At 73.6% G+C, this 26,413-nt stretch carries 28 protein-coding genes; 8 read left to right on the top strand and 20 right to left on the bottom strand.

Annotation, left to right across the window (positions count from 1 at the left end; all coding sequences use genetic code 11):
* Positions 1–45 precede the first annotated feature (45 nt).
* Genes ACLQ2U_RS04105 through ACLQ2U_RS04115 form a run of 3 tightly spaced genes read right to left on the bottom strand, consistent with a single transcriptional unit; the run spans position 46 to position 3,406 of the window.
* A complete protein-coding gene (locus tag ACLQ2U_RS04105) occupies positions 46–870 on the bottom strand; it encodes an aminoglycoside N(3)-acetyltransferase (RefSeq protein WP_425749163.1) in 825 nt (274 codons plus the stop codon).
* Positions 854–3,214, bottom strand: coding sequence for an FxsB family cyclophane-forming radical SAM/SPASM peptide maturase (locus ACLQ2U_RS04110; protein ID WP_425749164.1), 2,361 nt, complete (start codon positions 3,212–3,214; stop codon positions 854–856). Before ACLQ2U_RS04110 ends, ACLQ2U_RS04105 begins: the two co-directional genes overlap by 17 nt.
* 3 nt (positions 3,215–3,217) lie before the next feature.
* Positions 3,218–3,406 (bottom strand): hypothetical protein, encoded by a 189-nt coding sequence (locus tag ACLQ2U_RS04115; protein WP_425749165.1) that lies wholly within the window; start codon positions 3,404–3,406, stop codon positions 3,218–3,220.
* A 165-nt stretch (positions 3,407–3,571) separates the two neighbouring features.
* On the opposite strand from ACLQ2U_RS04115, the gene ACLQ2U_RS04120 reads away from it, so the two are divergent.
* Positions 3,572–3,814 (top strand): DUF2277 family protein, encoded by a 243-nt coding sequence (locus ACLQ2U_RS04120; protein WP_425749166.1) that lies wholly within the window; start codon positions 3,572–3,574, stop codon positions 3,812–3,814.
* A 69-nt stretch (positions 3,815–3,883) separates the two neighbouring features.
* On the opposite strand, the gene ACLQ2U_RS04125 is transcribed toward ACLQ2U_RS04120, so the two are convergent.
* Positions 3,884–4,363, bottom strand: a complete 480-nt coding sequence (locus ACLQ2U_RS04125) for a hypothetical protein (RefSeq protein ID WP_425749167.1) — start codon at positions 4,361–4,363, stop codon at positions 3,884–3,886.
* Between the two features lie 214 nt (positions 4,364–4,577).
* Positions 4,578–5,567 (bottom strand): selenide, water dikinase SelD, encoded by a 990-nt coding sequence (gene selD, locus ACLQ2U_RS04130; RefSeq protein WP_425749168.1) that lies wholly within the window; start codon positions 5,565–5,567, stop codon positions 4,578–4,580.
* Positions 5,568–5,764: 197 nt separating this feature from the next.
* Here selD and ACLQ2U_RS04135 point away from each other — a divergent pair, with 197 nt between their 5' ends.
* From ACLQ2U_RS04135 to ACLQ2U_RS04150, 4 genes are read left to right on the top strand one after another with little or no spacing between them, the layout of a single operon-like run.
* Positions 5,765–6,520 (top strand): amino acid ABC transporter ATP-binding protein, encoded by a 756-nt coding sequence (locus ACLQ2U_RS04135; RefSeq protein ID WP_425749169.1) that lies wholly within the window; start codon positions 5,765–5,767, stop codon positions 6,518–6,520.
* 58 nt (positions 6,521–6,578) lie between these two features.
* Entirely contained in the window at positions 6,579–7,454 is an 876-nt protein-coding gene (locus ACLQ2U_RS04140) for a glutamate ABC transporter substrate-binding protein (RefSeq protein ID WP_425749170.1), read from the top strand.
* Positions 7,455–7,495: 41 nt separating this feature from the next.
* Positions 7,496–8,203, top strand: coding sequence for an amino acid ABC transporter permease (locus ACLQ2U_RS04145; RefSeq protein ID WP_089010536.1), 708 nt, complete (start codon positions 7,496–7,498; stop codon positions 8,201–8,203).
* Positions 8,200–9,168, top strand: coding sequence for an amino acid ABC transporter permease (locus ACLQ2U_RS04150; RefSeq protein ID WP_425749171.1), 969 nt, complete (start codon positions 8,200–8,202; stop codon positions 9,166–9,168). The genes ACLQ2U_RS04145 and ACLQ2U_RS04150 overlap by 4 nt, the downstream gene beginning before the upstream one ends.
* Before the next feature lie 57 nt (positions 9,169–9,225).
* On the opposite strand, the gene rny is transcribed toward ACLQ2U_RS04150, so the two are convergent.
* The 7 genes from rny to ACLQ2U_RS04185 form a co-directional block, all read right to left on the bottom strand.
* Complete coding sequence (rny, locus tag ACLQ2U_RS04155) at positions 9,226–10,992, bottom strand: ribonuclease Y (RefSeq protein ID WP_425749172.1); 1,767 nt, start codon at positions 10,990–10,992, stop codon at positions 9,226–9,228.
* A gap of 717 nt (positions 10,993–11,709) precedes the next feature.
* A complete protein-coding gene (locus ACLQ2U_RS04160) occupies positions 11,710–12,423 on the bottom strand; it encodes a 3-keto-5-aminohexanoate cleavage protein (protein WP_425749173.1) in 714 nt (237 codons plus the stop codon).
* A gap of 46 nt (positions 12,424–12,469) precedes the next feature.
* The gene (locus tag ACLQ2U_RS04165) at positions 12,470–13,174 is read right to left on the bottom strand and encodes a regulatory protein RecX (protein WP_425749174.1); all 705 of its coding nucleotides are present in this window, start codon (positions 13,172–13,174) and stop codon (positions 12,470–12,472) included.
* Between the two features lie 15 nt (positions 13,175–13,189).
* Positions 13,190–14,236, bottom strand: coding sequence for a recombinase RecA (gene recA / locus ACLQ2U_RS04170; protein WP_425749175.1), 1,047 nt, complete (start codon positions 14,234–14,236; stop codon positions 13,190–13,192).
* A gap of 185 nt (positions 14,237–14,421) precedes the next feature.
* The gene (locus tag ACLQ2U_RS04175) at positions 14,422–14,622 is read right to left on the bottom strand and encodes a DUF3046 domain-containing protein (RefSeq protein ID WP_425749176.1); all 201 of its coding nucleotides are present in this window, start codon (positions 14,620–14,622) and stop codon (positions 14,422–14,424) included.
* Positions 14,623–14,626: 4 nt separating this feature from the next.
* A complete protein-coding gene (locus tag ACLQ2U_RS04180) occupies positions 14,627–15,970 on the bottom strand; it encodes an MFS transporter (protein ID WP_425749177.1) in 1,344 nt (447 codons plus the stop codon).
* Between the two features lie 79 nt (positions 15,971–16,049).
* Entirely contained in the window at positions 16,050–17,192 is a 1,143-nt protein-coding gene (locus tag ACLQ2U_RS04185) for an acyl-CoA dehydrogenase family protein (protein ID WP_425749178.1), read from the bottom strand.
* 101 nt (positions 17,193–17,293) lie between these two features.
* Between ACLQ2U_RS04185 and ACLQ2U_RS04190 the strand changes: the two genes are divergently transcribed.
* Positions 17,294–17,650, top strand: coding sequence for a nuclear transport factor 2 family protein (locus ACLQ2U_RS04190; protein ID WP_425749179.1), 357 nt, complete (start codon positions 17,294–17,296; stop codon positions 17,648–17,650).
* Positions 17,651–17,718: 68 nt separating this feature from the next.
* Here ACLQ2U_RS04190 and ACLQ2U_RS04195 read toward each other — a convergent pair whose 3' ends face one another.
* The 3 genes from ACLQ2U_RS04195 to ACLQ2U_RS04205 form a co-directional block, all read right to left on the bottom strand.
* Positions 17,719–18,420: a UdgX family uracil-DNA binding protein gene (locus ACLQ2U_RS04195; protein WP_425749180.1), complete on the bottom strand. Its 702-nt coding sequence runs from the start codon at positions 18,418–18,420 to the stop codon at positions 17,719–17,721.
* Positions 18,421–18,534: 114 nt separating this feature from the next.
* Positions 18,535–18,657, bottom strand: coding sequence for a hypothetical protein (locus tag ACLQ2U_RS04200; protein ID WP_425749181.1), 123 nt, complete (start codon positions 18,655–18,657; stop codon positions 18,535–18,537).
* 66 nt (positions 18,658–18,723) lie between these two features.
* The gene (locus ACLQ2U_RS04205; protein ID WP_425749182.1) at positions 18,724–20,064 is read right to left on the bottom strand and encodes an aminotransferase class I/II-fold pyridoxal phosphate-dependent enzyme; all 1,341 of its coding nucleotides are present in this window, start codon (positions 20,062–20,064) and stop codon (positions 18,724–18,726) included.
* A 38-nt stretch (positions 20,065–20,102) separates the two neighbouring features.
* On the opposite strand from ACLQ2U_RS04205, the gene ACLQ2U_RS04210 reads away from it, so the two are divergent.
* Together ACLQ2U_RS04210 and leuE are read left to right on the top strand one after the other, a co-directional pair.
* A complete protein-coding gene (locus ACLQ2U_RS04210; RefSeq protein WP_425749183.1) occupies positions 20,103–21,347 on the top strand; it encodes a bifunctional pyridoxamine 5'-phosphate oxidase family protein/GNAT family N-acetyltransferase in 1,245 nt (414 codons plus the stop codon).
* 2 nt (positions 21,348–21,349) lie between these two features.
* On the top strand, positions 21,350–22,015 hold the full coding sequence (gene leuE / locus ACLQ2U_RS04215; protein ID WP_425749184.1) for a leucine efflux protein LeuE: 666 nt from the start codon (positions 21,350–21,352) through the stop codon (positions 22,013–22,015).
* Between the two features lie 31 nt (positions 22,016–22,046).
* Here leuE and ACLQ2U_RS04220 read toward each other — a convergent pair whose 3' ends face one another.
* The 5 genes from ACLQ2U_RS04220 to ACLQ2U_RS04240 all read right to left on the bottom strand — a co-directional run bounded on the left by ACLQ2U_RS04220 (position 22,047) and on the right by ACLQ2U_RS04240 (position 26,412).
* A complete protein-coding gene (locus ACLQ2U_RS04220; RefSeq protein ID WP_425749185.1) occupies positions 22,047–22,970 on the bottom strand; it encodes a sporulation protein in 924 nt (307 codons plus the stop codon).
* A 263-nt stretch (positions 22,971–23,233) separates the two neighbouring features.
* The gene (locus ACLQ2U_RS04225; protein WP_425749186.1) at positions 23,234–24,298 is read right to left on the bottom strand and encodes a hemolysin family protein; all 1,065 of its coding nucleotides are present in this window, start codon (positions 24,296–24,298) and stop codon (positions 23,234–23,236) included.
* Entirely contained in the window at positions 24,295–25,650 is a 1,356-nt protein-coding gene (locus ACLQ2U_RS04230) for a hemolysin family protein (protein WP_425749187.1), read from the bottom strand. The genes ACLQ2U_RS04225 and ACLQ2U_RS04230 overlap by 4 nt, the downstream gene beginning before the upstream one ends.
* A 160-nt stretch (positions 25,651–25,810) precedes the next feature.
* On the bottom strand, positions 25,811–26,152 hold the full coding sequence (gene mnhG, locus ACLQ2U_RS04235) for a monovalent cation/H(+) antiporter subunit G (RefSeq protein ID WP_425749188.1): 342 nt from the start codon (positions 26,150–26,152) through the stop codon (positions 25,811–25,813).
* Positions 26,149–26,412: a monovalent cation/H+ antiporter complex subunit F gene (locus ACLQ2U_RS04240; RefSeq protein ID WP_425749189.1), complete on the bottom strand. Its 264-nt coding sequence runs from the start codon at positions 26,410–26,412 to the stop codon at positions 26,149–26,151. The genes mnhG and ACLQ2U_RS04240 overlap by 4 nt, the downstream gene beginning before the upstream one ends.
* Position 26,413 lies beyond the last annotated feature (1 nt).

Raw genomic sequence — 26,413 nt, forward strand, 5'->3', positions numbered from 1 at the left:
CCTCCGCCCTCCCCACGCGGCCGGACCATCAGCGTAGTCTCCGCGTCAATGCCGCAGCCCGCAACGGCTCGCGGCGAACCAGTCGACCGCGAAGTCCACAGTGGCGCGAACCGGGAGCAGCCGGGCGGCCGCGTTGCCGACCCGACCGTGCCGGACGAACGGCGCGCCGTCGAGGTCGGACCCCAACGCGGGAAAGTCGCCGTCGTCCAGGTCGAGGGCGCGGAAGTCGAGGCGGACCCGCCGCCCGCCGACGAGCCGGTAGCACCGGTAGTCGCGGTGCGGCGGCGGCACCGGCAGCCGGTACTCGGCCAGGTGCAGCGCGCTGCACGCCTCGTAGCCGACGCCGAGCAGCAGGATCTGTCCGGCGGCGGCGTGGAGCCGACCCACCGGTGACCGCTCCCCCAGGTGGCAGTCCAGGTCGTGGCCGTCAGTCAGCTCCCGCGCCCGGGGGCCGAGCGCGGCGAAGGAGGTCTGCGGGTGGTCGCTGCGCACCGCGCCGGGGGTACGCCGTACGTGCTCGGCGAACACGCCCATCTCCTGCGACGGGGTGGCGTGCCGGTCCCAGCCCGGCAGGGCGGCCTCGTAGCGGGCGATCCGGGCCGGATCCATGCCGCGGATGGCCGACCGGAAGGCCCGGGAGGTGGTCGAGTTGCCGGCGGTCTCGGTGGGCACCAGCAGCGTGCCGGCCGGGCCGAGGACCTCCCGCAGCGCCGCGGCGAGCGTGGCGGGCCCCTGCTCCAGCGGGCCCAGCTGGCGCAGCGCGCAGTGCACCAGCAGGTCCCCACCGGCGCGGAGGCCGAGCGCCCGGAGGTCCGCGACGAGGCGGGCCCGGCGCAGCGGAGCCGGGTACCGGTCAGCCCCGGACGACATGAGGTTCCTCCAGCGCCTGCCGCATCCGCCCGACGAAGCGCTCCCCCGGGTCGGTCAGCGCCCCGCTGGCCAGCAGCGCGTCGATGGCGTCCCGGGTCCAGGCCAGGTAGCGCTCCGCGTGCTCGCGCGCGGCCGGGGCGCCCGGCCCGTCGGCGTCCGCCCGGGACCGCCAGACCTCGGTCACCGCGAGATGGGCGTACGCCCCCTGCAACACCCCCTCGGGTGGCCGCGGGTCGGGCCGCCACGCCACCGGGATCCGGGTGGACGGTGCCGGATCGACGAGGTCGTGCAGGTCGAGCAGGGCGCCGAGCTTGGCGTGCTGCCACTCGTGCACGAGCAGCACCGCCACCGTCTCGGGGTCGGGGACTCCGGTGACGGCGACCGCCCCGAAGGCGTGCCGCGCGGTGGCGCTGCGCAGCGGCGACGCCGGGTCGGACGCCAGCGGCACCACCGCGCGCAGCCCGGCGTCGAGCGCCGCGCCGTGCGCGGGCACGTCGCGGTGCACGACCCGCCAGGCCCGGGCGAGGGTACGGCCCCACGAGCCGGCCGCCGGCTCGTCCAGCCGGGGCGCCACCGGCTGGCCGTAGCAGTCCCGTTCCGGGTCGGCGTCCTCGATGACCACCTCCGGACCGCCGACCGGCACCACGTGGGTCGGCCGCCACCCGGCCGGCGGCGGCACGGCGGGATCCAGCGACACGGCGCGGTCCAGGGTCCCGACGCGGACCCGGAACCCGTCCCGGGAGGTACGCAGCACGGCGGTCTCCCCGGCGGAGACCGGTAGCGACAGGCGGCCGAGCGTGGGCAGCATGATCGCGCCCGCCCGCACCGGCACGGCCACCTCGGTCTCGACCCTCGCCCGGACGGCGGCCGCGGCGGCGAGCGCCGGCACCAGGTCGCCGCCCCCGGCTGGTCCGCCGCGGGCGGACGGGTCGAGGTGGCGCACCAGCCACGGGCGGACGAAGGGGTGCCTCAGCACCGCCCGGACCGCGCCCGGCGCCCTGGCGTCGAGGTCGGCGAGCAGGTCCCAGGCGTCGGTGCGGCCGGCGGCGTCCCGCCAGGCCGCCAGCAGCGCCCGGGTGATGGAGAGCTGGGTCGCGGCGAGCAGGCGGAGGGCTTCGCTTCCCCCGTGGCCGGTGGCGAGCTCGGCCAGCAGCTCCGCCGAGGGCGCCCCGTCCGCGTCCGGCCGCGCGGAGCGGGACCCGTGGCGCCGCGCCGGGTACGCGTCCACGGTGTCGATCAGTTTTCGCAGGTCGGCGCAGTAGACCGACGGATTGTCGAAGCCGGTCCCGGCCCGGTGGCGGTGTGCGTACAGGCCGCCTCCGCACCGGTCGACCACCGGGCAGGCCCGGCAGGTGGCGCAGAGCGTGCCGACGCCACCCTGACGGGCGACGATCCCCGGATGCCCGGCCGCCTCGTCCACCGAGTGCCCGAAGACGTCCAGACCGGTACCGGCGGCGCCGTGGTAGGCGACCTTCAGCGAGTCCGCCTGCTCCCAGGTCCCGTCCGTCTCGATCACCACCAGATCCGCCGGCGCGGTGCCGACCGCCTCGGTGCCGCCGACCGTCCCACCGGGCAGCAGCGCGTCGAAGAGGCGGATCGGCACCGGCCGGCCGTCGTCGACCCAGCGCCGGTAGATCCGGCCCAGCCAGTCCCCGTACGGCGTCGCCGCACCGCCGGGACGCGGCGGTGGGGAATCCCAGGTGGCATGGGGCAGCAGCAGGTCGATCCGGGGCGGTCGCTCGGCGAGCAGGGCCGGGTAGACGGCGTCCGGGTCGTTGCGCACGTCGACGGTGCAGAGGATTCCGGCGTAACTGCTCCGGTATCCGGGGCGCCGGAGCAGGGCCAGCGCCCGCCGGACCAGGTGGTGACTGCTCGCGCCGTTGGCGAAGCGGCGGTGCCGGTCGTTGGCCGCCCGGTCGCCGTCCAGCGACACCCCGACCTTGACGCCGAACTCCACGAAGAGATCGCAGAACGCGGGGTCGAGCAGCACGCCGTTGGTCTGCATCCGGAGGTCGAGCGTGACCAGCGGGTCGAGTGCGGCACGGAGGTCGGTCAGCAGCTCACGCATCCGCGCGACGCCGAGCAGCAGCGGCTCGCCTCCGTGCAGGACGACGTGGACCACCGGCAGCCCGTGCGCCGCCGCGTGTTCGGCGATCCGTCCGGCGGCGGCCCGGACGACCTCGGGCGCCATCTCCCGCGGCCGGCCCCGCCAGGTCTGGTCGGCGTGCTGGTAGACGTAGCAGTGGTCGCAGCTCAGGTCGCACCGGCTGTGCACCTTGAGGACGAACTGGGTGATCCGCCGGCAGGATCCGCCCGTCCCGGGCGGACCGCACCGGCAGGCCATTCCTCAGATGGACGAGTTGAAGGCGGCGACGGGAACGGCGACCGGCGGCGTCGACTCGCTGGGGACAAGGCGCCGCCGCAGCTGCTCCACCAGGTCGGCGTGCTCGGCGGCGACCCGCCCCAGCGGGGTGTGCAGGCTGCGCGTCAGATCGTCGAGGGCGGGTCGGGCAGGACGGGTGGTGGTCTGGTCCACAATGAGTCTCCGGGGGCCCGGGGCGCGGGAGCGCGAGCGGCACAATGGCTCGAAGGTCTCTGGTCCGTGACCAGAATAGACAACTCTCGACCCAGTGTCACTGTCGGTGCGACATCGGGCACCGCCGGTGGGCATCGCGCCGCCGGCAGACAAGGAGGAGACCAGATGTGCCGGAGCATCAAGACGCTGCGTGAGCCGTACGTCCCCGAGGTGACCCCGGCGGACATCGACGCCGCCGCCTTGCAGTACGTCCGGAAGATCTCGGGGTTCCGGGCGCCGGCCGCGCACAACGCGGCCGCCTTCGACGCGGCGGTGGCGGCGGTCGCCGCCGCCACCGCGACCCTGCTCGACCAGTTGGTGGTCCGCGGCGGTCAGCCGGGCGGGGGCCGGGCCGCGACGGGAGCCTGACCGTCGACCGGACCGGCGGGGCGGCCCGGCCGGGGCACGACCCGGCCGGCGCGGCCGTGCGTGGGTCGGTCAGGCCGCGGCCAGCGCCGGGTTCACCGAGTCGGGGGCCCACCGGGAGCGGTGGCACCGGGACCAGCCCCGGCAGCCGGGGTGCGCCTGGGTGCAGAGCCGCTGGTTGCCGAGCACCTCACCGTCGTCGGTCTCGGTGACGTCGAAGTGCACCGGACGGATGGTGCCGTCCGGGGCGACCAGCAGGTGCCGGCCGGCGTCGAGGGTGTCGTCGGTCAGCAGGCAGTTGCGGTCGAGCAGCCGGGCCAGCGCCGCGATGCTGCGCCGCTCGTTGAGCCGCTCGGGCACCCCGTAGCAGTCGACCATCGTGCCGAACTCCCCCGGCGCCTCCCAGACGTCGCAGATCACCGCGTACGTGGGCAGCCGGGCCGGATCGGCGACGGCGAGGGGCATCACCACCCGGCCGAGCGCCTCGGCCAGCGCCGGGTAGACCTCCACGGGGGCCACCCGGTCGATTCTCCAGTTCCACAGCTCGGTCACGCCGCCTCCTCGCTGCGTTCGTCCCACCGGCCTCCGGATCGGGCCTTACTGACGATGGTGGGGTGCATATGACCTCAGCCGGGGGCAAGTTACCGGTCTGTGACCAATTCCGGGCATAAATACTCGGGCACCGTTGCTCCGAGTAGCGGGAAGATGACAGTTTATCGGGTATGGTGCCGATTCGGCGAGAGCTGGGCCGGTCGCGTGGCGCCTGTCAGCGCGCCACGACCAGGTGCTCGCCCCGGGGCAGCAGCTCACCGATCACCGTGCCGCCGGGCACCTCGCCGGCCACCAGCAGCCCGCCGGAGGTCTGGGCGTCGGCCAGCAGCAGCCGGTCCGCCTCCCCGGTCGATCCGAAGTCCGTCCACGGCGTCACCCAGTCCAGGTTACGGCGGGTGCCGCCGCTGACGTACCCGTCGCCGACCGCCTCCCGCGCGCCCGCCAGGTACGGCACCCGGGCCGGGTCGAGGGCGACCGTGAGCCGGCTGGCCCGGGCCAGCTTGCTGGCGTGCCCGAGCAGCCCGAAGCCGGTGACGTCGGTGCCGCAGCGGATGCCGGCGGCGACCGCCGCCCGGGCGGCGTCCCGGTTCAGCGCGGCCATCGAGGCGACCGCCTCGGCGAAGACCTCGCCGGTGGCCTTGTGCCGGGTGTTCAGCACCCCGACACCGAGCGGCTTGGTCAGCGACAGCGGCAACCCGGCGCGCCCGGCGTCCAGGGTGATCAGCTCCTCGGGGCGGACCACCCCGGTGACCGCCAGGCCGTACTTCGGGCCGTCGTCGTCGACGCTGTGTCCGCCGGCGAGGTGGCAGCCGGCCCCCCGGGCGACGTCCTGGCCGCCGCGCAGCACCTCGCGGGCCAGCTCCAGCGGTAGCGTCTCGCGCGGCCAGCAGAGCAGGTTGAGCGCGACCAGCGGGGTGCCGCCCATCGCGTAGATGTCGGAGAGCGCGTTGGCGGCGGCGATCCGGCCCCAGTCGTACGCGTCGTCGACCACCGGGGTGAAGAAGTCCGCGGTGGTCACCAGCCCGGTCCGCTCGTCCAGCCGGACCACCGCGGCGTCGTCGCCGTTCTCCAGCCCGACCAGCAGGTCGACGGTGCCGGTGGCCGGGCCCAGCCCGGCGACCATCGCCTCCAACTCGCCCGGCGGAATCTTGCAGGCGCAGCCGCCACCACGGGCGTGATCGGTCAGCCGGACCCGGTCGGTCATCCCCATATGATCTCCACGAAACGTCGCCGCCGCTACTCGGAGCGCCCGGGATGTGCCGGAATTCGGACTCCCGACGACGTTCGGGACCGGTGTTACCGCTCCGTGACCAACCGAGTTGCGTTCCGCCACGTCGCCCCGCCTACAGTTGCCCAACCGGGGGTCGACCGACCCCGCTTCCGGGACCGACGACAGGGACGGTGGACGACGTGACGACGGGCGAACCGCTCATCGTGCTGGACGGGGTCAACAAGTGGTTCGGCCCCCTGCACGTGCTCGACGACGTGTCACTCTCCGTCGGCAAGGGCGAGGTCGTCGTGGTGATCGGCCCCTCGGGCTCCGGCAAGTCGACGCTCTGCCGGGCGATCAACCGCCTCGAGCCGATCAACTCCGGCACCATCACCTTCGACGGCCAGCCGCTGCCGGCCGAGGGGAAGGCGCTGGCCAAGCTGCGCAGCGAAGTCGGCATGGTCTTCCAGTCGTTCAACCTCTTCGCGCACAAGACCATCCTGGAGAACGTCACCCTCGGGCCGGTGAAGGTCCGCAAGGAGAAGCCGGCCGCCGCCCGCGAGCGCGGCCTGGCCCTGCTCGACCGGGTCGGCATCGCCAACCAGGCCGACAAGTACCCGGCCCAGCTCTCCGGCGGCCAGCAGCAGCGGGCGGCGATCGCCCGCGCGCTGGCCATGCAGCCCAAGGCGATGCTCTTCGACGAGCCGACCAGCGCGCTCGACCCGGAGATGGTCGGCGAGGTGCTGGACGTGATGACGTCGCTGGCCCGGGAGGGCATGACCATGGTCGTGGTGACCCACGAGATGGGCTTCGCCCGGCACGCCGCCAACCGGGTCATCTTCATGGCCGACGGGCAGCTCGTCGAGGACGCGCCGCCGACCGAGTTTTTCGCGAACCCCCGCAGCGAGCGGGCCAAGGACTTCCTCTCCAAGATCCTCACGCACTAGGCGTCCGTACGTGGAGCGCGCCGCGTCCCGGCGGGCTCCGTCCAAGAAGGAGATCAGTATGCGTATGAAGCGTGTAGCGGCCCTCGCGGCGGCCGCCACCCTGGCGCTCGGCCTGGCCGCCTGTGGCGGCGACGCCGAGGAGGGCACCGGCGCCGGCAGCAAGTCCTTCGCCGCCGGCAGCACGATGGAGAAGCTCAACAAGGCCCAGAAGATCAAGATCGGCACGAAGTTCGACCAGCCGGGCTTCGGCCAGAAGGGCCTGTCGGGTAAGCCGGAGGGCTTCGACGTCGAGATCGCGAAGATCCTCGTCAAGGAACTCGGCATCCCCGAGGACAAGATCGAGTTCGTGGAGACCCCGTCGAAGGTCCGTGAGGACAAGATCATCGACGGCAGCGTCGACCTGGTCGCCGCGACCTACACGATCAACGACAAGCGCAAGGAGCGGATCGCCTTCGCCGGGCCGTACTACGAGGCCGGCCAGAACATCCTGGTGAAGAAGGACGACACCACCATCACCGGCCCGGACTCGTTCAAGGACGGCACCAAGAAGGTCTGCTCGGTCACCGGCTCGACCCCGGCCGAGAAGATCAAGGAGTACGTCAAGGACGTCGGCTCCCAGCTGGTGCTCTTCGACACCTACGACAAGTGCCGTGACGCCCTCAAGAGCGGCCAGGTCAACGCCGTCACCACGGACAACGTGATCCTGCTCGGCTACATCGCCAAGGACGAGGCCTCGTTCAAGCTCGCCGGCGACAACTTCACCAAGGAGCCGTACGGCATCGGGGTGAAGAAGGACGACACCGCGTTCCGCACCTTCATCAACGACACGCTGGAGAAGGCGATCGCCGACGGCAGCTGGAAGAAGGCCTGGGACGACACCGCCGGCAAGTTCGGCGCGGAGCTGGGCAGCGCCCCGACCATCAACCGCTACTGATCTGATCCTTCGATCTGGAGGGTGGGGAGGAACACCGACCCGTGAATGTGCTCATCGACAAGTTCGACGTCTTTGCGGGCGGTTTCTGGCTCACCCTCCAGATCTGCGTGCTCGCCGCGATCGGCGCCCTGATCCTGGGCGCCGTCGTGGCGGTGCTCCGGATCTCCCCGGTGCCGCCGCTGCGCGCCGTTGGCACCGGCTACGTGAACGTCTTCCGCAACATGCCGCTGACCGTGGTGATGTTCTTCGCCGCCTTCGGCCTGCCGGCGCTCGGCTCCAACGCCGACTTCCTGCGCATCCCCGGCGTGGACGCGCTCTTCACCCGGCTCGGCACCGACCTGCCGTACTTCCGCTTCGCGCTGATCGCCCTGGTGCTCTACACCGCGGCGTTCGTCTGTGAGGCGCTGCGCTCCGGCGTGAACGCGGTGCCGGCCGGGCAGGCCGAGGCCGCGCGCTCCATCGGTCTCACCTTCGGCCAGAACCTGCGCTACGTGGTCCTGCCGCAGTCCTGGAAGGCCTCGGTGGTGCCGCTCGGCTCGGTCATCATCGCGATGATCAAGAACTCGGCGCTGGCCGGCTTCTTCGGGGTCGTCGGCGATCTGTCGGCCACGGCCGACCAGCTCACCGGAGCCGAGGGCTACGCCTTCATCCCGGTCGCCATCGGCATCTCGATCGGCTACCTGATCATGACCGTGCCGCTCGGCGCCCTGCTGGACCGGATCGAGAAGCGACAGGCGGTGGCCCGATGAGTCAGCAGACCAGCGTCCTCTACGACGTCCCCGGCCCCCGCCAGCGGCGGATCACCCTGATCAGCAGCCTGGTCGCCGGGGTGGTCCTGCTCCTCGGGGCGTACTTCCTGATCTACCAGCCGCTGGACGACAAGGGCCAGTTCTCGATGGAGCTCTGGGGGCCGCTGGTCGACCCCTCCAACGAGAACTTCTCCCTGGTGTGGGACCGGATCGGCCTCGGCTTCAAGAACACGCTCACCGCCGCCGCGCTGGCCATCGTCGCCTCGCTGGTGGTCGGCACCCTGCTGGCCGTGCTGCGGATCCAGCTCAAGAGCCTGGCCCGGCGTCGGTTCACCGGGCTGGCGACGCCGCTGGCGTACCTGCTGCGCGGGCTGAGCGTGCTGCTGTCGGCGGTCACCCGGGTCTGCGTCGAGGTGTTCCGCGGCCTGCCCGTCGTGATCACCATCTTCTTCGTGGCCCGCGGCTTCCCCGAGTTCGGCGTCTCGTTCGACAACCTCTGGTACCTGGTGATCGGCCTGACCGTCTACAACTCCGTGGTCATCGCCGAGATCCTCCGCTCCGGCATGGAAGGCCTGCCCGGCGGGCAGGCGGAGGCCGCCGCCGCCATCGGGCTCTCCCCCGCGCAGACCACCCGGATGATCCTGCTGCCGCAGGCCTTCCGGATCATGCTGCCGGCGCTGATCAGCCAGCTGGTCGTGGTGCTCAAGGACACCTCGCTGGGCTTCATCATCAGCTACGAGGAGACCCTGAACATCGGCAAGCAGATCATCGGCGTACTGGGCAACCCGATCCAGGTCTACGTCGTGATCGCGGTGCTGTTCATCGCGGTGAACTACTCGCTGTCGAAGCTGGCGCAGTACATCCAGCGCCGGCTCGCCCGCGGTCGCAAGACCGCCGGCACCCCGGCGCAGAACCCGCCGCCGGCGGCCCTCATGTCGCAGGCCGAGGGCACCGGCGGCATCTGACCCCTGACGTACGACGAAAGGGCCGGCCCAGGCGGGCCGGCCCTTTCCGTGTCGCGATCAGCGGGCGATCTCGGTGACCCGGGACTCGCGGACCACGGTCACCCGGATCTGACCCGGGTAGGTCAGCTCCTCCTCGATCTGCTTGGCCACGTCCCGGGCCAGCACCGCCGCGCCGATATCGTCGACGTCGTCGGGCTTGACCATCACCCGGATCTCCCGGCCCGCCTGCATGGCGAAGACCTTCTCCACGCCGAGCTTGCCGGCGGCGATCTCCTCGATCCGCTCCAGCCGCTTGACGTACGCCTCGAGGCTCTCCCGCCGGGCCCCCGGCCGGCCGCCCGAGCAGGCGTCGGAGGCCTGGGTGAGCACCGCCTCGATGGTCTGCGGCGGCACCTCGTTGTGGTGCGCCTCGATGGCGTGCACCACGTCCTCGCTCTCGCCGTACTTGCGGGCCAGGTCGGCGCCGATGATCGCGTGGCTGCCCTCCACCTCGTGGGTGAGCGCCTTGCCGATGTCGTGCAGGAACGCCGACCGCTTGATGGTGGGCACGTCCAGCCGCAGCTCGGCGGCCATGATCCCGGCGATGTGCGCGGTCTCCACCAGGTGCTTGAGCACGTTCTGCCCGTACGACGTCCGGTAGCGCAGCCGGCCGAGCAGGGTGACCAGCTCGGGGTGGATCTCGGTGATGCCGACCTCGACCAGAGCGTCCTCGGCGGCCCGGTGACAGAGCTCCGCCACCTCCTCGCGGGCCAGGTCGTACACCTCCTCGATCCGGTGCGGATGGATCCGGCCGTCGAGGACCAGCTTCTCCAGGGTGAGCCGGCCGACCTCCCGGCGGACCGGGTCGAAGCAGGAGAGCAGCACCGCCTCCGGCGTGTCGTCGATGATCAGGTTCACCCCGGTCACCGACTCGAAGGCGCGGATGTTGCGCCCCTCCCGGCCGATGATCCGCCCCTTCATCTCGTCCCCGGGCAGGTGCAGGACGCTGACCACGCTCTCCGCGGTCTGCTCGCTGGCCACCCGCTGGATGGCGTCCACCACGATGTGCCGGGCGCGCTGGTCGGCGGTGTTGCGGGCGTCGGACTCGATGTCCCGCACCAGCAGCGCCGCCTCCCGCTTCGCCTGGGTCTCGATCGCCTCGATCAGCTCGGCCCGGGCGGTCTCGGCGGTGAGCCCGGCGACCCGCTCCAGCTCGCGGCGGCGCTGCTCCTCGGCGAGGGTCAGCGCGGCCTCCCGCTCGGACAGCGCCGCCTCCCGCTCGGACAGCGCCGCGCGGGCCGCGGTCAGCTGCCGGTCGCGTTCGGCGAGGCGCTCGACCTCCTCGGTGTGCAGCCGCTCCCGCTCGTCCATCCGGGCGGCCCGGCGTTCCACCTCGGCGGCCTGTTCCCGGGTCGTCGCGGCGAGCACCGCGACCTCCCGCTCACCGCTGCGCCGGGCGGTCGCCCGCAGCTGCTCGGCGTCGGCCTCGGCCTGCTTGTGGGCACGCTCCAGGACGGTGTCGGCCTCGGCGCGGGTGTCGTCGAGCACCCGGCGGGCCTCGGCGCGGGCCGCCTTCGCCTCGGCCTTGGCGGCGGCCGCCTCGGCCCGGGCCGCCGACGCGGCGGACTTCGCCACGTCGATGGTGCTGTTCGCCTCGTCGGCGGCGGTACGCAGCGCGGCCAGGGACTGCTCCTGGCGGTCCTTCTCGGCGATGAAGGCCGGGTCCGCCGGAGCCGGAGCCGTACCGAAGCGGCGCAGCGCCCGGACGCCGAACAGCACGGCGCCCACGACGACCACGGCGAGGAGCAGCACCGCCACCAGCAGCACCACGTCGAAGGCGCTCATGCCGACGCTCCAGTGCGCCGGCCGGCGGGCGCGGGCTGCCGCGCGCTGGCGGCGGACCCGCGCCTGCCGACACTCCCTGCGGACCCTCGGTCCCTGTGCCGCCCCGCCATGGCCGCCTCCCCCTGAACGTCGACGCCGCAAGGGACCGTGCCGCGGGCACGAACCTCTGCGGCTCTGGATGCCCGACCGAGCGGCTGGCCATTTTGGGGGTAGCTCTCCGTCGGCGGTGCCCTCCGCGGGGCATCGCCGACAGCCGGGTGCAGTTGTCGGACCGGCTCCGGACCGGCTGTCCGGAGCTGCCGTCAAAGGCCGGTGGAGCTGGCCAAAGTGATGCTGTTCTGTTACGCGATCTATGTTGTGCGCTTAGCCTGCGCTGGTCGGGCAAATTGAGCCTGTATGGCGAGGCTAGGTCGCCGGGGGCCGTTCGGTCAAGAACTCATGATCAAACCCCCCGAACGGAGAGAAGTTGGGTCGTCACCCGTTGGTGACGGCATGCCGGACAGGAACGGACAAACAGTCCGAGCCACCGGGTGGTGAGCCGCCTTCCGGACCTGCTCAGCACCGCCGCCGTGCCGAGGTCACCCCCCGGCCTCGGGACGCAGTGGCCTCCGACACGGGACGAACCCACGACCATCCAGGAGACGACCACGTCCTGTGGGACGCGTGCGGGGCGGCGCTCGCGGTCACCATGTCGATCAAGGAAGGGCGGGCGACGGGTCAGGCGGCGCCGAGGGCGACGGCGGAGGCGACGAGAGCGGCGTTGTCCGGGGCCAAGCCGGCGTCCGGGAGGTGCCGGGTGTCCTCCAGGCCGATCCGGGTGTCCAGGCCACGGCGTACCGCCTCGGTGAGCACCGGCCAGGCCGCCCGACCCTCGCCGTGCAGCAGCACCGGCGGGCCGTCCGGGGCGAAGGCGGCGAGGGCGGCGAGCATCGCCAGCGCGTCCGCCAGCGCCGCCGCCGGGTCGTCGGGGGTGCACTCGACCAGGATCCGCCCGACCGGCACCCGCCAGCGTCGCCAGGTCTGGACCGCGTCCACCGTCCAGAGGCCGGCCTCGACCAGGACGCCCCGCTCGTGCACCGCTGCGGCGACCGCCTCGGCGCCCTCCTCGTGCGCGTTGACCGAGGCGAAGTCGGGCAGCACCGACCAGGCGCGTACGGCCGCGACCCGGGCGCCCGGGTCCGGCTCGATCCAGGCCCCGGTGCTCACCCCGACCGGCAGCCCCGACCGGGCGGCCCGTAGCGCCGTCACCGCGTCGGCGATCACCGCCGGGTCCAGCGACTCGACGCCGGCCGCGTCCCGGGGATGCAGGTGCACCGCCGCCACGCCGAGGTCGGCGCAGCGGGCCGTGTCGGCAGCCAGTTCCGCCGGGGTGACCGGGACGGCGGGGTGCTCGTCCCGGCGGGGACCACCGTTGAGACAGGCCTTCAGCACCGGGTCATCATCACCGGGACGGACCGGGGACCGCCACGACGGCGGCTCACCCGACCCCCCGGTTGTCGCGGTCGAGCTCGCCCTCGGCGTCGGCAAGGGCGTCGGCGTCGATCTGGTCGGCGAACTCTGCCGCCTCGGCGCTCTGCGCGGCGAGCGCGTCCTTCACCGCACGGATCGCCACCCCCGGCGGGTAGCCCTTGCGGGCCAGCATCCCGACCAGCCGACGGAACACGGCGTCCGGCTCACCCCGGGTGGTACGCAGCTTCCGCTCCACCAGGGCACGCGCGGTCTCCGCCTCGGTCTCCTCGTCCAGCTCGCCGAGCGCCTCGCTGGCCACCTCGCCGTCGACGCCGCGCTGGCGCAGCTCGTTGGCGAGCGCCCGGCGGGCCAGCCCTCGACCGGCGTGCCGACTGGAGACCCAGGCGCGGGCGAAGGCGGCGTCATCGATGATGCCGACCTCGTCGTACCGGTCGAGCACCTCGGCCGACACCTCGTCGGAGATGCCCTTCTTGGCCAGCGCGCCGGCCAGCTCGGCCCGGGTCCGCGGGCGGACCGCCAGCTGCCGCAGGCAGATCTCCCGGGCCAGCTCGGCCTCGTCGCGTGGGGGTGTTGGGGCCGCCTCGGGATCGGGCTCGTCGGAACCGCCGCGGCGACCTCCTCGCCGGGGTCGGGGCGCGGTGGTGCCGTCATCGCCCGCACGGGGTGGGCTGGCGTCCCAGCCGCGCCCCGTGCGGGCTCGTCGTCCTGCCACTTAGCCGGCGACCGGTCAGAAGTCGACCGGCGGCAGCTCCGGGCCACCGGCGGCGTCGCCCGCGCCAACCCCGACGCCGAGCTTCTCCAGGATCTTCTTCTCGATCTCGGCGGCCACGTCCGGGTTCTCCTTGAGGAACTCCCGGGCCTTCTCCTTGCCCTGCCCCAGCTGGTCGCCGTCGTAGGTGTACCAGGCGCCGGACTTGCGGATGATCGCCTGCTCCACGCCGACGTCGATCAGCGAGCCCTCGCGGGAGATGCCCTTGCCGTACATGATGTCGAACTCGGCCTGCTTGAACGGCGCGGCGACCTTGTTCTTCACGACCTTGACCCGGGTCCGGTTACCGACCACGTCGGTGCCGTCCTTGAGGCTCTCGATCCGCCGGACGTCCAGCCGGACGGAGGCGTAGAACTTCAGCGCCCGGCCACCGGTGGTGGTCTCGGGGCTGCCGAACATCACGCCGATCTTCTCGCGGAGCTGGTTGATGAAGATCGCCGTGGTGCCGGTGTTGCTGAGCACACCGGTGATCTTCCGCAGCGCCTGGCTCATCAGCCGGGCCTGGAGGCCCACGTGGCTGTCGCCCATCTCGCCCTCGATCTCGGCCCGGGGGACCAGCGCGGCAACCGAGTCGATCACGACGACGTCCAGCGCGCCGGAGCGGATCAGCATGTCCGCGATCTCCAGCGCCTGCTCGCCGGTGTCCGGCTGGGAGACCAGCATCGCGTCGGTGTCGACGCCGAGGGCCTTCGCGTACTCCGGGTCGAGCGCGTGCTCGGCGTCGATGAACGCGGCGATGCCCCCGGCTCGCTGGGCGTTGGCGACCGCGTGCAGCGCGACCGTGGTCTTACCGCTGGACTCGGGACCGTAGATCTCGACCACCCGGCCGCGAGGCAGGCCGCCAATGCCGAGTGCCACGTCGAGCGCGATGGAGCCGGTCGGGATGACCGCGGTCTGGACGACCGGCCGGTCCCCCAGCCGCATCACCGAGCCCTTGCCGAACTGCTTGTCGATCTGAGCGAGAGCAAGGTCGAGTGCCTTCTCCCGATCGGGCCCTGCGGCCATGTTTGCCACCCCTGCCTTCGCCGGCGTCTTTCCTGAGCTTCGCGTCACGCGGGACACGCTAGGCGCTGGGTCCGACAGAAAACCAGCCGACGGGCCGTGAGCTGTGGACGAGCGCCCCGCTGTGGACAATAGCCGAACAGGTGTACGACCGGGCAAGCGACACGCGGAACCGGCGAACGGGCCGCTCAGCGCAGTCGCGCGGGCACCCGGTCGGGGTAGGCGGCGCAGACCGCCCGCCAGACCACGTGGGTCTGCTCACCCGAGCGCAGCGCCTGCTCGATGGTCCGACCGCCGAGCTGGGAGAGCACCTGGTCGCTGGCGATGCTGGCCGCGTAGCCGGGGCCGAACACCTCCTCCAACCGGGCCCAGAAGTCGGTCAGCCGCACGTGATCAGTCCTCCTCGTCGGGTGCCGTCGGCGGCACCGGACGCAACGCTAGCGCCACCAGGGGCGCCACCGCGATCGCCGCCAGCAGGGTCAGGGTCGGATAACCCACCGCCCGCATGACAAACCCGCTGGCCGCGGCGGCCCCCGCCCCGGCCAGCCCCATGACCAGGTCGGACAGGCCCTGGACGTTCGGCCGGACGGCCGCCGGCACCGACTCCGACAGCAACGTGGAGCCGGCCACCATGGTGCCCGACCAGCCCAGCCCGAGCAGGACCAGGCCGACCGAGAGCCGGGGCGTGTGGTGCCCGGCGGTGCCGGCGACCGCGCACGCGGCCAGCAGCAGCCCGACCCCGCCCAGGATCACCGCGCGCCGCCCCAGCCGGTCGGTGAGCCAGCCCACCACCGGGGAGAGCGCGTACATGCCGGCGATGTGCAGGCTGAGCACCACGCCGACCACCCGCAGCACGTCGGCGTCGGAGTGCGACTCGCCGAGGCGTACCGGGGTCATCGACATCACCGCGACCATCACCAGGTGGCCCACCGCCACCGCCGCGATGCCGAGCCGGGCACCCGGCCGCTCGCGTACCACCTGGCGGGCCGCCCGCATCCCCGCGGCGCGCCGGGCCGGCGGCGCCGGCGGGACGACGGCCTCCGCCGGTGGGGTGAGGTCCGGCCCGGCGGCGGCGGTCGGCGCCCCGGCCGCCGCCAGCCGGCGCGCGGTGAGCAGCGGGTCGGGCCGCAACAGCGCCAGGAGTACGCCGGCGGCGAGCACGAAGGCGGCGGCGCTGAACGCGAACGGGCCGGCCAGCGGGGGCAGCCCCCAGCCTCGGGTGGTGCGGTCGGCGAGCGCGGCGAAGTTCGGCGCGGACACCGCGCCGATGGTGGTCGCCCAGACGATCAGCGAAAGCTGCCGCCCCCGGCGGGCCGGCTCGGCAAGGTCCACCGCGGTGTAGCGGGCCTGCAGGTTCGCCGCGGTGCCCCCGCCGAACAGCAGCATGCCGAGGAAGAGCAGCGGCACGAACCGGGTCACCGCGGCGAGCACCACGAGCACCCCGCCGAGGGCCCCGACCACGTACGCGACGGCGAGCCCCGGCCGGCGACCGTACCCGGTCATGATCCGGGTGATCGGGACGGCGAGCAACGCCGCGCCGACCACGCCGCAGCTCTGCGCGAGCCCGGCCATCGCGGTGCCGGCGATCCGTGCGGCCAGCAGCGCCCCGACGGCGATGCCGATGGTGACGCCGATCCCGCCGATGATCTGCGTGGTGAAGAGCAGCCGCAGCGTCCGCCGCTGGATCCGCGCGACGTCGGGCGGGGCGGCGACCGGGGTGGTGAGGTCGGTGGCCATCGGCGACTCCTGCGGCGGTAAGGGGTGGGACGCCGTCCCATCCTTGCGTACCGGGCCCGCCGGCCACACCGTGGTTCTGCTACAGGCCGAGCCCCCGCCCGATGATCTCCTTCATGATCTCGGTGGTGCCGCCGTAGATGGTCTGCACCCGCCCGTCCAGCCAGGCCTTCGCCACCGGGTACTCCAGCATGAAGCCGTAGCCGCCGTGCAGCTGCACGCAGCGGTCGGCGACCTTGTTCTGCAGCTCGGTGGTCCACCACTTGGCCTTGGCCGCGTCGGTCACCGACAGCCGGCCGGCGTTGAACTCGGCGACGCAGTGGTTGACGAACGTCCGTGCGATGGTGACCTCGGTGTCCAGCTCGGCCAGGAGGAACCGGTTGTGCTGGAACTTCCCGATCGGCCGGCCGAACGCCTCCCGGGAGCGGGCGTAGTCGAGGGTGACCGCGAGCAGCTTCTCCGCCGCGGCCACCGCGGCGACCGCGATGCCGAGCCGTTCCCGGGGCAGGTTGGCCATCAGGTGGTAGAAGCCGTGGTTCTCGGTGCCGATCAGGTTCTCCGCCGACACCCGGCAGTCGTCGAAGAAGAGCTCGGCGGTGTCGTTGGCCTTCAGCCCGACCTTGGCCAGCCGCCGGCCCCGGGTGAACCCCGGGGTGCCGGTCTCCACCGCGACCAGGCTCACCCCGTGCGCGCCCTGGTCCGGGGCGGTCCGGACGACCAGCACCACCAGGTCGGCCATCTCGCCGTTGGTGATGAACGTCTTCTGGCCGTTGAGCACGTACGTGTCACCGTCGCGGACCGCGCTGGTGCGGATCCCGGCCAGGTCGCTGCCGGCGCCGGGCTCGCTCATCGCGATCGCGGTGACCAGGTCCCCGGAGCAGAAGCCCGGCAGCCAGCGCTTGCGCTGGTCGTCGGTGGTCAGCTCGGTGAGGTACGGCGCCACCACGTCGTTGTGCAGGCCGAAGCCGAGCCCGGAGCAACCGGACGCGACGACCTCCTCCACCAGCACCGCGTTGAACCGGAAGTCCCGCTGGCCGCCGCCGCCGTACTCGGTGTCGACGTCCATGCCGAGCAGCCCGGCCGCGCCGGCCTTGCGCCAGACCTCCCGGTCGACGATCCCGTCGGCCTCCCAGCGCTCGTGGTGCGGGACGGCCTCGCGGGTCAGGAACGCCCGGCACAGGTCGCGGAACTCCTCGTGGACGGGTTCGTAGAGATGCTGCTCCATGGCGGCCAGTGTGGCACCGCTCACCCGCCCTGCCCAGGGGTCAGGCGTTCCAGCCGGCGTCGGGGCGACAGGGGCGCGGTCGGGCCGCTACGGTGCCGGGCGTGACGGACGCACGGGGATCGATCGAGCGGTTCAACGCCGCCTGGGAACGCGGCGACCTGGCCGAGGTGTCGGCCTGCCTGGCCGAGGACGTGACGTACTGCCCGAACGCCTGGGACGGGCCGGCCGCCACCGTCCGGGGGCGGGCTGCGGTGACCGCCGCCTTCGCCGACCAGCTCGGCCCCGGTGAGGGGCCGGTGCTCGGCGCGGTGTGGGCGGACGGCGAGCGGGCGCTCTGCGAGTGGCAGTGGCCGCCGGCCGGGGACGGCACGGTGCTGCGCGGGCTGGACGTCTACCGGGTCCGCGACGGCCTGATCGTCGCCAAGGACGTGTACGGGAAGATCACCGCTCCGGCCTGAGCGCACCGGCGGCACCCGGGTCGACGGCCGCCCGCGCGGTCCGCGGCTCCGGCCCGGACGGGCGGCCGTCAGGCGGCCAGGGCCCGGGCGGCGACGGTGAGGTCGGCGACCAGTCCCCCGTACGCCTTGTCCTGGTCGTCGGCGCGCAGCACCGCGGACGGGTGGATGGTGGCCAGCAGCTGGGCCGCGGGCGCGTCGGCGACCTTGCCCGCGCTGTCCACCGGCACCCGGGCGAAATCCTCCGGGTGCTGGGCGGACGCCGGCCAGGGCAGCAGCTCGCCCCGCTGCCGGGTGACCCGGAACGCCGGGCCGAGCAGCGCCTTGGCGGCGGTCGCGCCGAGCACCACCACCACCTCGGGGCGGAGCTGGGCGAACTCGGCGACCAGCCAGGGCCGGCAGGCGGTGATGTGCACCCGGTCCGGGCTCTGGTGGATGCGCCGCTTGCCGCGCAGCTCGAATCTGAAGTGCTTTACGGCATTTGTCAGATAGATGTGGCCCGGGTCGATGCCGGCGTCGTCGACCGCCTTGCGGAGCAGCCGGCCAGCCGGACCGACGAAGGGCAGGCCTTTCTGGTCTTCCATGTCGCCGGGCTGCTCACCGACGAGGACCACCCGGGCGGTCTCGTCGCCCCGGCCGAAGACCGTCTGCGAGGCGTCACGGTAGAGCTCGCACCCCTGGCAGCCGGTGGCCGCGGCGCGCAGCGCGTCCAGGGTGTCGGCCTGCGGCGGGATGAACTGCTGGGCGCCGGGGGCGTCGTCGGTCTCGGCCATGGCGACTGTTATATACCGGCGACTGTTATATACCGGATTCGCTGGCGGCGCCGGGTGCGGCGCGGCCTCGTCCGTGCCGGGTTGGCACGGCCGCTACTGCTCGGGCCGGCGTCGTCAGTAGCCGCCCCCGCCGCCGTCACCGCCACCGCCGGCGAGCACGATCAGCACGATCACGACCACGATCACCGCGACCGCGATGGCTATCCACAGTCCTTTTTTCGATCCGGGTGCCGCCATGGCCTCCACCTCCGGGCCGCGCTTACCCGCGCGGCGGGCGGCCATGCGCCTCCACAAGCGGCGGGGTCAGGCGGTGAACCCGCTCGGCGTGGCGGGCCGCAGCGCCCGGGCCACCGCGTCGGCGAGCGGTACGACGTCCGCCTCGTCGAGCGCGCTGACGGTGATCCGCACGCCGGGGCCGGCGCCGATCCGGTAGAGCGCGCCGGGGGCGACCGACCAGCCGGCGTCGCGCAGCGCGGTGACCGCCACGGTCTCGCCCGGCACCGGGACCCAGACGTTGATCCCGGTGCGGCCGTGGGCGGGCACGCCGCCGGCGGCCAGGGCGGCCAGCAGCTCGTCCCGGCGCCGCTCGTAGCTCTCCCCCGCCCGCTGCACCAGCTCCGCGGTGGCCGGGTCCTGCCAGAGCGCCAGGACGAGGCGTTGCAGCACGGTGGAGACCCAGCCGGCGCCGACCCGGGCCCGGCCGGCGACCCGGGCCACCGTCGCCTCGTCGCCGGCCAGCACCGCCAGCCGCAGGTCGGGCCCGTAGGGCTTGCTCACCGAGCGGACGAAGGCCCACGCCGGGGTCGCCCCGGCGAGCGGGTGCAGCGGCACCCGGGCCAGCTCGGCAGCGTGGTCGTCCTCGATCAGCAGCAGGTCGGGGCGGCCGGCGAGCAGTGCCCGCAGCGCCCCGGCCCGGTCGGCGGTGACGGCGGCGCCGGTGGGGTTCTGGGCGCGGCTGGTCACCACCAGCGCCCTGGCACCCAGGGCCAGGGCGTCGCGCACCCCGGCCTCGGTGGGCCCCTCGTCGTCGACCGGCACCCCGATCGGGCGCAGCCCCAGGGCGGCGACCAGGTCGAGCAGGTTGGCCCAGCCCGGGTCCTCCACCGCGACCGCGTCGCCGGGGCGCAGGTGCGCGGCGAGCAGTCGCTCGATGCCGTCCAGCGCTCCCCCGGTCACGGTGATCTCGGTGGCCGGCACGCCGTCGGCGGCGAGCCGTTCCCTCGCCGCCGCGGCGAGCGCCGGGTGCACGGCGGCCGTGGCGTACCCGGTGGGTGGGCCGATCTCGGCGGCGAGCGCGGCCAGGTGCGGGCCGAGCGGCGGCAGCAGCCGGGGGTCGGGTTGGCCCTGGGAGAGATCGCAGGTGCCGGGGGCGGGCGGCGGGTGCAGCGCGGAACGGTGGGCGGCGACCGGCGGCCGGGGTCGGACCCGGGTGCCGTGCCGGCCCGCGGTGGCGACCAGGCCGCGCTGGCGCAGCTCCTGGTAGGCGCGGGCGACGGTGGCCGGGCTGACCGCCAGCTCGGCGGCGAGCGCCCGGACCGCGGGCAGCGCGGCGCCGGCCGCCAGCGCGCCGGTGCGGATGCCGGTTTCCACACTCCCCGAAATGGCGGCCGACGTCGTTCCGCTGATCTGATAATGTGCTGCCACAGTTTCGGGATTGTACTAGAACAAAGGCGGGATGTCGCATGTACCCCCCGACCGCACGGACCACCGCCACCCGCTCCCGGGAGCGGATGAGCTACGACCGGACCGCCGCGCACGCGGTGCTCGACGAGGCCTACCACTGCGTGCTCGGGTTCACCGTGGACGGTGAGCCGCGGCTGCTGCCCACCCTGCACGTCCGCGTCGACGACACCCTCTACCTGCACGGCTCCACCGGCAGCCGGCCGCTGCTCACCGCGCGGGGCGACGCCGGCCTGCCCGTCTGCGTCACCGTCACCCTGCTCGACGGGCTGATCTACAGCCGCTCCCAGTTCGACCACAGCGCCAACTACCGCTCGGTGGTCGCCCACGGCACCGCGCACCTGGTCACCGACGACGCCGAGAAGGCCGCCGTGCTCACCGCCCTGGTGGAGAAGGTCGGCGCCGGCCGCAGCGCGGACAGCCGGCCGCCGAGCCGCCGGGAGCTGGCCGAGACCGCCGTGCTGGCGCTGCCGCTGCGCGAGGTGTCGGTGCGCTCCCGCACCGGCGGGGTCCGCGACGAGCCGGCCGACCTCGACCTGCCGTACTGGGCGGGGGTGGTGCCGCTGCGGCTCACCGCCGGGCCGCCCGAGCCGGACGCCGGGGTGACCGCGCCGGTGCCGGCGTACCTGCGGCCGACCGGTTCGCCGTGGCGGGAGCCGGTGACCCTGCGCGGCGACCACGTGCTGCTGGAGCCGCTCGACCTCGCGCACGCCGACGAACTGTTCACCGCCACCGCCGAGCCGGCGGTCTGGGCGCACCTGGGCGACGCGCTGCCGACCGACCCGGCCGGCATGTCGGCGATCGTCGCCACCGCCCTGGCCGCCCACCACCGGGGCCAACGGGTGCCCTGGGTGCAGCGCTGCGCCCGGACCGGCGCCGTGGTCGGCGCCACCTCGTTCTACGAGATCGACCCCGATCGGCGCGCGGTCGCCATCGGGCACACCTGGCTCGGCCGCCCGTGGTGGCGCAGCGGGATCAACACCGAGGCGAAACTCCTCCTGCTCGGCCGGGCGTTCGACGAACTCGGCGCGGTCCGGGTGGTCTGGCACACCGACATCCGCAACACCCGCTCGCAGGAGGCGATCGCGCGGCTCGGCGCCACCCGCGAGGGCGTGCTGCGGATGCACCGGCAACGCGCCGACGGCTCCTGGCGGGACACCGTGCAGTACGCGATGACCGTCGATGAGTGGCCGAACGCACAGGCCAGACTGCGGGAAAGACTTCGCCGTACGGCACCGGTGGGGTGAGGATGGCGGGCGTGCTGGGCATCACCGACATCTGGACGTACGTGCTGGGCACCGTGGCGATCATCCTGCTGCCCGGGCCCAATTCGCTCTTCGTGCTCTCCACCGCCGCCAAGCGCGGCGTGGGCGCGGGCTACCGGGCCGCCGGCGGGGTGTTCGTCGGCGACGGGGTGCTGATGCTGCTCTCCGCCGCCGGGGTGGCGTCGCTGCTCGAGGCGTACCCGCCGCTCTTCCTGGTGATCAAGTACGCCGGCGCGGCGTACCTCGGGTACGTCGGGGTGACGATGCTGCGTGGCGCCTGGCGGCGCTGGCGCGACCGCAACGACCCGGAGGCGCCGCGGCTGATCGACGCCGCGGAGCCGGCGGCGATGCGCAGCCCGTTCCGCAAGGCGCTGGTGATCAGCCTGCTGAACCCCAAGGCGATCCTCTTCTTCATCTCGTTCTTCATCCAGTTCGTCGACCCGGGCTACGCCTGGCCGGCGCTGTCGTTCCTGCTGCTCGGGCTGATCGCCCAGATCACCAGCGCGCTCTACCTGACCGCGCTGATCTTCGCCGGCACCTTCCTGGCCGCCCAGTTCCGCCGCCGGCGACGGCTGGCCGCCGGCGCCACCACCGGCGTCGCGGTGCTCTTCCTCGGCTTCAGCCTCAAGCTCGCCACCGCCTCGGTCTGACCCGTCCCCAGGCCGGCGGCGCGGCGGGCGGTCAGGTGCCGTCGCCGCCCCCGCCGCCGATGCCTCCGCTGCCGGCGGTGCCGCCCAGCCCGTAGCCGGGCGCGACGGGCTCGTCGGGATGGCGGCTGACGTGCGCGGACTCGGTGACCCGGGCCGACCAGTGGGCGTTCGAGGCGGCGGTCGCGTGCCGGTTGATCGCCACCCGCAGCCAGCCGTCCACGAGGGCGACCCAGTCCCGCTGGTCGGCGCCGGCGTGCCAGATCCGGAACCGGCTGATGCTCTGGTGGCTGATCCCGGTCAGCGAGAGCCGATGGTCCAGCCAGAGGAGCACCTCCAGGCCGGCCGAGTTGGCCACGAAGATCACCTCCAGCTCGGTGATCGGGCCGGCGTAGAGCGGCGCCACCCAGTAGCCGAGCCGCTGGTGCAGCGGCAGGGCCTGCTCGACGCCGGGCAGCCGGCCCTGCGCCAGGCCCGCCTGCCGCATCAGGAAGCCAAGGGTGTCCAGCGCGGCCAGGATGTGCTGCTGGGTGGGGAGCGGATGGACGAAGACCGGCACCATCGCCCCCTGGTCCAGGTCCGGGTCGACCGAGACCTCGGTCCGCAGCCCGGTACGCAGGCTCATCAGCGGCGCCCCGCCGAAGATCGTCACCGGTGTCTCCCAGGGCAGCGGCAGGGCGAAGTCGATCGCCCGCCGCCGGCCGGCCGGTACGACGAACCGGCCACCGATCGGCACCTGGTGGTACTGCACCAGGCGGCGGGGCGCGCCCGGGTCATCCGCTTCGGCGGTGGCGACCAGCCCGAGCCGGACGTGCCGGACCGGTACGTCGTCCGGACCGGCGGTGAGCGTCACCCGGCCCGGCAGGCGCAGTCCCGGGCGGGTGCTCGGGTTGGTCAGGGTGGTGCTCACCGACAACCCGGTCCAGCCGGACTCCCGGGACACCCCGGTCAGCCGCATCCGCCGCTCCCATCCCCCTCGGCGCCGACGGGACGCACTTTCCCGGCCACCGCCCGGACAGTCCTCCCCCCGGCAGGCCGGGTTGATCCACTCCGTTTCGCGGATGTGGCCGCATCCGGCGACGTTCGACACCGCCACATCGCCGATCCGGAGCCGACGAGCCGACGAGCCGACCCACGGCCCGCGGGGCGGCGGGGCGGGGCGGAACGCGGCCGGCCGCCGGGTCACGGGGACCCGGCGGCCGGCCGATCAGGGCGGGGCGGTCAGCGCAAGCGCCGCCCGCGCGGCACCGGGTCGGTCTCGTCGTCGAACTCGCCGATGACCTCCTCGAGGAGGTCCTCGAGCGCCACGAAACCGATCGGCCGGGTCGGACCGCCGCCGTTGCGGACCAACGCCAGCTGGGACTGGTCGGCGCGCATCGCGGCCACCGCCTCGGTGACCGAAGCGGTCCCCGGCAGGGTGAACGACCGGGTCATCAGCTCGCCGGCGGTCGCCGGTCGTCCGGTGGTGACGGCACGGACCGCCTCGCGGACGTGCACCAGGCCGCAGACCTCACCGCCTGCGTCGACCACGGCCAGCCGGGACCGGCCGCTGTCCCGGCTGACCTGCTCGATCCGCTCGGCGGTGTCGTCCCGGCGGACCGTGACGATCCGGTCGAACGGCTCCATCACGTCGGCCACCGTGGTGCCCTGCAGCTCCAGCATGCTGGTCAGCAGCTCGTGCTGCTCCGCGCCGAGCAGGCCGTGCTCGCGGGACTGCTCGAGCAGGATCCGCAGCTCGTCCGGGCCGTGCACCTGGGCGAGCTGGTCCTGCTGCTGCACCCCGACCAGCCGCAGCATGACGGTCGCCAGCGCGTTCAGCGCCGACAGCACTGGCCGGGCGACCCGGGCGAAGGCCCGGAACGGCAGGGCCAGCAGCATCGCCGAGCGCTCGGCGTCGGTGATCGCCCACGACTTCGGGGCCATCTCGCCGACCACCAGGTGCAGGAAGGTCACCAACCCGAGGGCGAAGACCAGCGCGATCGCGTGGCTGGCCGCGTCGGGCAGCCCCACCGCGTGCAGCAGGGGGCTGAGCAGGTGCTCGATCGCCGGCTCGGCGAGCGCACCGAGGCCCAGGGTGCACAGGGTGATGCCGAGCTGCGCGCCGGCCAGCATCAGGGAGAGTTCCCGTACGCCGTCCAGCGCCGCCCGCGCGGCCCGGCCGCCGCCGGCCGCCGCCTGCTCCAGGCGGTAGCGCTTGGACGCCAACAGGGCGAACTCGGCGGCGACGAAGAAGCCGTTGAGCGCGAGCAGGAGCACCGAGACCAACAGCGCGACGAGCGGACTCATGCGGCCTCCTCCCCGCCACCCGTGCCGGCCATCCGCAGCCGTACCGAGTCGGCGACGTGCCGGTCCACGGCGAGCACCTCGACCAGGGCCTTCGGCCGCTCGTCCGCCTCCTCGCCGTCGGCCGACAGGCTGATCTCCAGCCGGTCGCCGACCTCGGGCACCCGGCCCAGCTCCCGCATGACCAGCCCGGAGAGGGTGTCGTACTCGGGGGCCTCGGGCAGTTCGATGCCGGTGCTGTCGGCCACCTCGTCGATCCGCCAGCGGGCCGGCACCACCCAGGAGCCGTCCTCCTGCCGGGCCGCGGCCCGCTCCGGCGGGTCGTCCTCGTCACGGATCGGCCCGACCAGTTCCTCGGCGATGTCCTCCAGCGTGATCACGCCGGCGAAGCCGCCGTACTCGTCGACCACGCAGGCCAGCTGCCGGTGCCCGGACCGCAGCCGGTCCAGCACCGTCGGCAGCGGCAGCGTCTCCGGCACCAGCAACGGGGGTACGGCCACCGCGCTGACCGGGGTGGTGGCGCGCTCCGCCGGGGGTACGCCGAGCACGTCGGCGATGCCGATCACGCCGACCAGGTCGTCGACGCCCTCGGCGCCGCGCACCGGGAAGCGGGAGTGGCCGGTGTCGAGCAGCTCGACGACCCGGCTCACCGGGTCGTGCGCCCGTATGGTGTGCACGTCGACCCGGGGCACCATGGCCTCGCCGGCGGTCAACTCCCGGAAGTCGAGCCCCCGGTCGAGCAGGTCGGACATCTCGGCGTCGAGGCTTCCCTCCTCGCGGGACTCGGCGATGATCTGTTCCAGGTCCGCCGGGGTGGCGCCGCTGGGCAGCTCCTCGATCGGCTCGATGCCGATTCGGCGCAGCAGCTTCACGGCGGACCGGTCGAAGAGGGTGATCAGCGGGCCGGCGAGCTTGAGGTAGATCAGGGTGGAGCGGCTCAGCGCCCGGGCGATGGGTTCGGCGCGGGCGATGGCCAGGTTCTTCGGCGCGAGCTCGCCGAGGACCATCTGCACGACGGTGGCGATGACCAGGGCCAGTACGACCGAGAGCGGCAGGCTGACCGCGGTGGAGACGCCGGCGCCGCCGAGCAGCTCGGCCAGCCCGGCGCCCAGGTACGGCTCGGCGACGTAACCGACCAGCAGGGCGGTCACGGTGATGCCGAGCTGGGCACCGGAGAGCATGAAGGAAAGCCGGCCGGTGACCTCCAGGGCCCGGGCGGCCGCCTGGTCGCCGCCGTCGGCCTGCTGCTTGAGCTTGCCGCGGTCCACGGCGACGTAGCCGAACTCCTGGGCCACGAAGTAGCCGGTGGCGGCGGTGAGGACGATGATGAGGAGAAGGCCTACGACGATCAACACGGGTCGCTCAGGGCTCCCGGGGACGTCGGGCCGAAGGGATGCCGGGCACAACCCGGCTGGCTACTGCTGCCCTCCTGGGCAGAGGAGTCGATCATGCGGCAATTCTATCGGTGCTCGCTGGACGTCCGCTGAAGGTGGGGACAAAGCCGCTGCTCGTCCCCTATCGCCGCTCCTCGGCCAGCTCGTCGGTGTCGAGCAGGCTCCGGTCCACCCGCCCGGACCGGTACGCGGCCCGGCCGATCATCTGCGCGGCCACCGGGGCCGTGGCCAGTTGGAACACCCCGACCAGCGCGATCATGCCCAGGTCGGCCGGGCTACGCAGCCGCAGCGCCAGCCCGAGCAGCAGGAGCAGCACCCCGAGGACCTGCGGCTTGGTGGCTGCGTGCATCCGGTCCAGCACGTCCGGGAAGCGCAGCACCCCGATCCCGGCGGCGAGGCTGAGCAGGGCCCCGGCGACCAGGGCGACCGCCCCCAGCCAGTCGGCGACCGTACCCGCGCTCACGACTCCTCCCGGACGGCGAAGCGGACCAGCGCCACCGAGCTGACGAAGCCGAGCAGGGAGAGCACCACCAGCACGGGCAACGTGGTGGCGTGCCGGGTGACCGCGGCCTCCGCCCCCACCGCGCCGAGCATGGTGGCGAGCAGCAGGTCGGCGGCGATCACCCGGTCGAGCAGCGACGGACCGCGGTAGATCCGGGCCAGGGCGAGCAGCGCGGCGACCGAGAGCAGCACGGTCAGCACGACGGTGAGGACGATGGTCACG

Origin of the sequence: Micromonospora sp. DT47 (genome assembly GCF_049844475.1) — a bacterium.
Lineage (GTDB): Bacteria > Actinomycetota > Actinomycetes > Mycobacteriales > Micromonosporaceae > Micromonospora.